Source organism: Candidatus Thiopontia autotrophica, from assembly GCA_014384675.1.
Lineage (GTDB): Bacteria > Pseudomonadota > Gammaproteobacteria.
The window spans coordinates 1-7,004 of sequence record JACNFK010000003.1 but is presented as its reverse complement, the minus strand read 5'-3'; the positions used below and the strand labels follow the sequence as shown (position 1 = coordinate 7,004).

Below are 7,004 nucleotides of genomic sequence, written 5' to 3'. Positions count from 1 at the left end.
TAACAGTATATTATACGGAATCACTAAATATTGTGATATACGGATTCCATATAGCATCAGATCCAAGCCGCTATACTGTGAATTTTGACACAATCAACAAGCTCGCTCTGTTCCGCTCCTGACTATATAATAAGATCAACAAGATCTCTTCATGACTGAACTGTGCCCTACAGTCGGCCTACTTGTTGAATATACGCTTAAACCCATTCTTGAGCATAGCCATCAACGTACTTGAATCACCCTGCGATCTATTCTGCTTGATAAATAACAGCCTCCATCGCTCTCTACGCAGTGACATCCAGTCCCGCTTGTAGGCCTCGTTACCAGTGAGGAAGTCAATCTCCTCAACCTTATCGATTTCAATCACATACTGCATCAGGTATGCAGTAAGAATGGAGCCAGGTGAGTAGCGCTTCCACTCTTCATCATAGGCCAACCTGAAGATACTCGCTTGACCGTGAACAACAAACCAGAGCTGTGCTGCAGCAGCTTTCCCGTCGATATATAAAACAGCTATTCTTGTCCAGTCCGGTACTGACAGGTTGATCGCTACCGCATCGAGCAGCGCCACATACTGCTCGTTCGCTTTCCAGCTAGCTGAATAGGCGGAGTGGTAATCTATCAACCCTTGTTGTACCTCATCCCCCTTGAACATACGTATCTTGCATTCATGTTCACGCTCCAGCTTGCGCTGTTTGCGTGTGATGGTATTGCGCAATTGAGCAGGCCTTCCGGCCATGTATGCATCGAATGAGTGCTGCTGGGTGCGATGGATCCAGTTATAGAAAAAGAAGTATTTTTGAGGTTCGTAACCAAAGGTAGCCAGAGCCTGTTGCAGACCCAATATATTATGATCATCTTCGGCAACAGGGCTCAGCTGCAAAGAGTGGATAGAGTGTTGACTCAGCCCCTCAGCCAAACAGGCCAGGACTTCTGGCTGTCTCTCTGCTGCTAACAGCAAACTGTAGATGGCGGTGTAACGATGGCTAACTGATTGCCAGTATTCACCCTCTCCAATTAGTGGCAACAGTGCCAGCACACTCTCTTCATCAACTACGCTGGTCAGCAATAGTGACTGCCCATCCTCTAATGCTATTGTATCAAGTGCCTCGAACCATTCGCGGGTGAGAAACATGCTCTCATCCCCACTATGATCAAATAGCGAATCAACACCTGCAGGTAGCTGACTCCATTTGCTGTAACACTTAAATTTCACATCTGTTAACGCAGCGCCTTAATCACCGGTGCTGTATTGGGGTGCACTCCTCGCCACAGGCTAAAAGATTCTGCCGCCTGCTCCACTAGCATACCCAGTCCATCCATTATTTTTACTGCACCAAACTCCTCCCCCCACTGCATGAATGGGGTTGGCTCAGCCGAGTACATCAGGTCATAACAGACTGCGTCTGGAGCCAGAATATCAAATGGCAGTGGCGGCATCTCTCCCTGCAGACTGGCTGCGGTTCCATTGATTATCAGGTCAAAATGTTGGCCATCGAGCTCATCAAAACCTCCACCCTCTATATTGCCGAGATCAGAAAACTCCTCTGCCAACTCTTCGGCACGCTCTGGGGTACGGTTGGCAATTGATATCTGGTTTGGTTTTTCGTTAAGAAGTGGCTCAAGTATTCCCCTGACTGCACCGCCTGCGCCCATGATCAGGATGTTTTTGTCTTTAAGGATGACCTTATGATTTATTGTCAGATCTCTCAATAATCCAACCCCATCGGTGTTGTCACCATAACGTGAGCCATCATCACGAATCTGAATGGTATTGACTGCACCTGCACGCTGTGCCCGTGGCGACAGCTCATCGACTGCCTCCCATGCCTCGTGCTTGTAGGGGACTGTGACATTCATCCCTCTGCCTTGAAGTTGTTGAAAGGCATTAAGTACCTGTACGAACTCTCCCGCCTCTACCTGCTGTTTTTCATAGATCAGATCCTGCCCGGTCTGCTCTGCAAACATGGAGTGAATCTGCGGGGATTTGCTATGGGCAATCGGATTGCCAACCACCATATATCGATCTGTCATGGAGTTTTGTTAACCAGGTTTATGCCTTCAGCCAACGTGCTACATCTTTGGCATAGTAGGTGAGAATCCCATCTGCACCTGCACGTTTACATCCCAGTAGAGCCTCCAGCACTACCGCCTCTTCATTGAGCCATCCCTTCTGGGCAGCCGCCTTCAGCATGCTGTACTCACCACTTACATGATAGACAAAGGTAGGGGCCCCGAACTGATCCTTAACCCTGCGGACAATATCAAGATATGGCATTCCAGGCTTGACCATCACCATATCTGCCCCCTCTTCCAGATCAAGCGAGACCTCCCATAGTGCTTCGTCACTATTTGCTGGATCCATCTGGTAAGTTGATTTATCACCAGAACCAAGATTTGCTGCAGAGCCGACCGCATCACGGAATGGGCCATAGAAACTGGATGCATATTTGGCTGAGTAGGCCATGATTCTGGTGTGAATGTGGCCCTCTTCTTCCAGCGCAAAGCGGATATCCCCAATTCTTCCATCCATCATATCTGATGGTGCAACAATATCGGCGCCTGCCTCCGCATGAGATACCGCCTGCTGCATCAAGACCTCTACCGTCTCATCATTCATGACATAACCACTATCATCAATAATGCCATCCTGGCCATGGGTGGTGAATGGGTCCAGAGCAACGTCTGTCATTACTCCCAGCTGCGGAAATTTCTTCTTGAGTGCCCGTACTGCGCGTTGCGCCAGGCCATCAGGGTTGTAGGCCTCTTCTGCGAGCAGTGATTTCTTGTTTTTGGGGACCACAGGAAAGAGGGCAATAGTCGGAATACCGAGATCAATCAGCTGTTTTGCCTCTTTTAGCAGTTGATCGATAGTTACCCTCTCTACCCCCGGCATTGACTTAACCTTTTGGCGACGGTCTTTACCCTCAATAACAAACATTGGGTATATCAGATCGTTTGGGGTCAATACATTCTCTCGCATCATCCGACGCGAAAAATCATCTCTACGCATTCTGCGCATTCTCACATGTGGAAATTGACCTCGGCTTGCTTCTATCCTGGACACAACTACTCCCCTCGTTATTGTTTGGTAACTACTTAATCTGAGATATTAACGTAAAAAAGATTGGTTTACAGGAATCTGGCAATCATCCCGTGGCTGAAACTATTCCCATGTGACGAGAGGTCAAGTGGAATCCGTGCTCGATGACCACCGCCTGGAACAACATCAACCAACTCCCCTTTCAAATTCTCAATCCTCTCCAGAACAAACTCACGATTACCCTGAGGCATAATCAACTCCACTCTGTCTCCAACACTGAACTTGTTTTTGGCCAGTAGTGTTGCCACCTTCTGCTGGGGATCATAATCTGTAATCTCTGCTACATAGAGTTGCTGATGACCCAAAGAGTTCCCCTGAATATAGTTTTGATACTCCTCATCATGGTGTCGCTTGAAAAAACCATCGGTATATCCTCTGCTGGCAAGATTCTCAAGCTCACCAAGCAGTGAAGGATCAAAATCACGGCCCGCAACCGCATCATCAATCGCCTTCCTGTATGACTGGGTCACTCTGCTTACGTAATAGATGGACTTGGTTCTGCCCTCAATTTTAAGTGAATCCACCCCCATCTCAACCAGACGCTTAATATGCTCTACTGCACGCAAATCTTTGGAGTTCATGATGTAGGTACCATTCTCATCCTCTTCCATAGGGATTGGCTGCCCCGGGCGTCCCATCTCTTCAATCAGTATTCTTTGGCCATGCGCCTGATCATCAGCAACTGCCAAGTCGCCATTATCATCAACCTTACTGGCAACTTCTCTGTACTCCCAGCGGCAGGCGTTGGTACATGCCCCCTGGTTTGCATCCCTGTGATTGATGTATCCGGAGAGTAGACAGCGTCCGGAGTAGGCCATGCAGAGCGCTCCATGGACAAAGACCTCAAGCTCTATATCGGGACACTGCTGACGAATCTCCTCTACCTCATCAAGAGAGAGTTCACGAGAGAGAATCACCCGCTCAATACCCATGCTCTTCCAGAAATTTACTGTCGCATAATTGACGCTGTTGGCCTGTACCGACAGATGAATTGTCTGTTCTGGCCAGCGCTCTCTCACAATATGGATCAGGCCAGGATCCGCCATAATCAAGGCATCCGGACCAAGCTCAACAACGGGCTCTATATCTCTCTGGAAAGTATTTACCTTGCTGTTATGAGCCAGTATATTTGCTGTTACATATAGCTTCTTATCCTGCTGATGCGCCTCATCAATAGCGCTCCCCAATCCAGCAAGGTCAAAGTCATTTTCTCGCACCCGCAGACCATAGCGTGGCAGACCAGCATAGGCAGCATCTGCGCCATAGGCAAAAGCCGCACGCATATGCTGCAGTGTCCCTGCAGGGGATAGAAGTTCTGGGGATTTAATTTTCATCCGGATATTCTACCGGATTGGGAACTACTCTTCTTTCATCTCAACTGGCATGCCAGCTTTGCGCCACTCTGGAAAACCTTCATCCATACGACGCGCCTTGAACCCTTTCTCACGAAGCTTGGCAACGGCATCATAAGCCAACATGCAGTATGGGCCACGACAGTAGGCAACAATCTCACGCTCAGGATCAAGCTCACCAACGCGATCCTCAAGCTGGTCCATCGGTACACTTATTGCGCCCTGGATATGTCCAGCCTCATACTCAACCTCAGGACGGACATCCAGTACTGTGACCACGCCATCTCCAGCACGCTCCATCAGCTCGTTAACCGGAACAGGTTCCAGATCATCCTTGACAGTTAGATAAGTATTGACCAGGCGCTCTACCTCGGCCAGATGGCGCTCAGATAGTTTTCTCAGTGCCACCAATAGATCAATAACCAGGTCGTCAGAGAGGTTGTAGTGGACATACTGCCCAACCTTTCTTGCGGTAACCAATCCTGCATTTCTTAACAGTTGAAGATGCTGAGATGTGTTGGCAACAGTCAGTTCGGCTGTAATTGAGAGCTGCTCTACAGTACGCTCTCCCTGTGCAAGGATCTCTAACAGCTCAATTCGATAGGCATTGCTAAAGGCTTTCCCGGTACGGGCAAACTGCTCGAAAATTGATTTTTTATAGTCTTTTACTGGCATAAGTCCATCAATAATCACACATTCTATTGAATGAGTCAAGTATGATTTAACAACTCAATAAAACTAGCCCGCAGCTCTCGCCAGGGGGCATGATGATCGCGCAGGAATTTGGACCCACAAGGGATTTTCCGAAGGAGCGGAATAGAGGGCGCATTAAGCTTTTTAGAGGCTTCTTAAACTGAAAACGATGACCCGCAACCACAGGTTGATGTTGCATTCGGGTTATTGACCACAAAACGTGCGCCATCAAGCCCCTCATAGTAATCAACCTCGGCGCCATTGAGATGCTGCATACTCATCGAGTCAACCAGCATGGTGGCACCATTTTTCTCTACGACGGTATCCCCCTCCTCCACATCTTCATCAAACTTGAATCCGTACTGAAATCCGGAACAGCCACCACCTGTTATATAGACTCTAAGCTTGAGATTATCATTTCCCTCTTCCGCAATTAGCGCCTTAACCTTGATAGCTGCAGCCTCGGTAAATCCTACGTAGTCATTGAGTACATTAATCTCTTTCATAAAAACATCTCCAGAATCATTATTCAATGAATTATCTGATCTCCGACAAAATTAGTCAACTTTTACGGTTTTCAGAGACCGTCCATCAAGGCATGAGGGCGACCAGATCCAGTCCTGTAGTCTCATCAAGACCAAACATGATATTCATATTCTGCACTGCCTGCCCAGAGGCGCCCTTGACCAGATTGTCAATCACCGACAACACAACTACGTGATCTGAATCTTCAGGTTTGTGGATGGCAATTCTACATACATTACTCCCACGCACCGTACGTGTCTCTGGATGAGAGCCAGCCGGTAGCACATCGACAAAAGGCTCATTCAGATACTTCTCTTCATAAACTGACTGCAGGTCAGCAACATTCTCAGATAGCTGCATATAGAGTGTCGCATGAATCCCACGAATCATTGGTACCAGGTGAGGTACAAAAGTGAGCCCTATTTCACTCTGATGCGCCATTCTGCCAACCCCTTGGTGAATCTCTGGCCAGTGCCTATGTCCAGGTACTGCATATGCCTTGAAGCTCTCTGCAGACTCGGCCTGCAGAGTTCCTACATTTGCACCACGACCGGCGCCACTAACTCCTGATTTACAATCGGCAATCAGTCCATTCAGCTCTACCAGCCCTTTTTCAACCAGAGGTAAAAACCCCAACTGGACAGCCGTTGGATAGCATCCTGGATTAGCCAATACTCGCGCCTCCCGAATTGCCTCACGGTTCACCTCAGGCAGACCATAGATAGACTCTGCCAGCAGATCCTCACAGGCATGGGGCACTCCGTACCACTTCTCCCAGACTGCCGGATCACTCAGACGAAAATCTGCCGCCAGATCGATAATGCGCACACCCGCACTCACCAGCTCTCGAGCCATCGTCATGGCCACCCCGTTTGGGGTTGCTGAGAAGACCACGTCACAGCTCTTCAGCTGCTCTATATCGGGCTCGGAGAACTCAATACCGACATGTCCGCGCAGATTGGGGAATAGCTCTGCAACAGGCTTCCCTGCCTCTGAACGAGAGGTAATAACCTGTAGCTCCACATCCGGGTGCTTTGCAAGCAATCGCAGCAACTCTACACCGGTATATCCGGTTCCTCCAACAATCCCAGCCTTAATCATCGTTATATCTCAATTTACAAAAAACCAATTCTAACAAAAAAGCCCCGATCAATGCTGACCGGGGCTTTTTTGAGACGATAATACTCAAACATCGTCCAGGGAACCTCTGCAGACAGCTGCAGAACAAGGCAAAAAATGTGAGTTTACTAAAAGTAAATGATCATTTTTTAACGCCGTTATGCGGCCATCTGGAGATGAGCTGAGCGATAATTTACATCATGCCGCCCATT

The 7,004-nt window shown here is 48.4% G+C and carries 7 protein-coding genes; all 7 read right to left on the bottom strand.

The annotated features are described in order from the left end of the window. Nucleotides 1-178: 178 nt before the first annotated feature. Nucleotides 179-1,216, bottom strand: a complete 1,038-nt coding sequence (locus tag H8D24_00090; protein ID MBC8518793.1) for a GNAT family N-acetyltransferase — start codon at nucleotides 1,214-1,216, stop codon at nucleotides 179-181. 5 nt (nucleotides 1,217-1,221) lie between these two features. After that, nucleotides 1,222-2,034, bottom strand: a complete 813-nt coding sequence (gene aroE / locus H8D24_00085) for a shikimate dehydrogenase (GenBank protein MBC8518792.1) — start codon at nucleotides 2,032-2,034, stop codon at nucleotides 1,222-1,224. A 19-nt stretch (nucleotides 2,035-2,053) separates the two neighbouring features. Then, complete coding sequence (gene hemB / locus H8D24_00080; GenBank protein MBC8518791.1) at nucleotides 2,054-3,022, bottom strand: porphobilinogen synthase; 969 nt, start codon at nucleotides 3,020-3,022, stop codon at nucleotides 2,054-2,056. A 110-nt stretch (nucleotides 3,023-3,132) separates the two neighbouring features. Next, the gene (locus H8D24_00075; protein MBC8518790.1) at nucleotides 3,133-4,431 is read right to left on the bottom strand and encodes a tRNA 5-hydroxyuridine modification protein YegQ; all 1,299 of its coding nucleotides are present in this window, start codon (nucleotides 4,429-4,431) and stop codon (nucleotides 3,133-3,135) included. A gap of 30 nt (nucleotides 4,432-4,461) precedes the next feature. Next, nucleotides 4,462-5,130, bottom strand: a complete 669-nt coding sequence (locus H8D24_00070) for a metalloregulator ArsR/SmtB family transcription factor (protein MBC8518789.1) — start codon at nucleotides 5,128-5,130, stop codon at nucleotides 4,462-4,464. A 173-nt stretch (nucleotides 5,131-5,303) separates the two neighbouring features. Next, a complete protein-coding gene (erpA, locus tag H8D24_00065) occupies nucleotides 5,304-5,654 on the bottom strand; it encodes an iron-sulfur cluster insertion protein ErpA (GenBank protein MBC8518788.1) in 351 nt (116 codons plus the stop codon). Nucleotides 5,655-5,739: 85 nt separating this feature from the next. Continuing rightward, nucleotides 5,740-6,774 carry an N-acetyl-gamma-glutamyl-phosphate reductase gene (locus H8D24_00060; protein ID MBC8518787.1) on the bottom strand — a complete coding sequence of 345 codons (1,035 nt, stop codon included), beginning with the start codon at nucleotides 6,772-6,774 and terminating at the stop codon, nucleotides 5,740-5,742. Nucleotides 6,775-7,004: the final 230 nt, after the last annotated feature.

What these genes read in the sequence shown, in the direction of transcription:
- H8D24_00060 (MBC8518787.1), bottom strand. Translation starts at nt 6,774, where the DNA reads ATGATTAAGGCTGGGATTGTTGGAGGAACCGGATATACCGGTGTAGAG.
- erpA (MBC8518788.1), bottom strand. Translation starts at nt 5,654, where the DNA reads ATGAAAGAGATTAATGTACTCAATGACTACGTAGGATTTACCGAGGCT.
- H8D24_00070 (MBC8518789.1), bottom strand. Translation starts at nt 5,130, where the DNA reads ATGCCAGTAAAAGACTATAAAAAATCAATTTTCGAGCAGTTTGCCCGT.
- aroE (MBC8518792.1), bottom strand. Translation starts at nt 2,034, where the DNA reads ATGACAGATCGATATATGGTGGTTGGCAATCCGATTGCCCATAGCAAA.
- hemB (MBC8518791.1), bottom strand. Translation starts at nt 3,022, where the DNA reads ATGCGCAGAATGCGTAGAGATGATTTTTCGCGTCGGATGATGCGAGAG.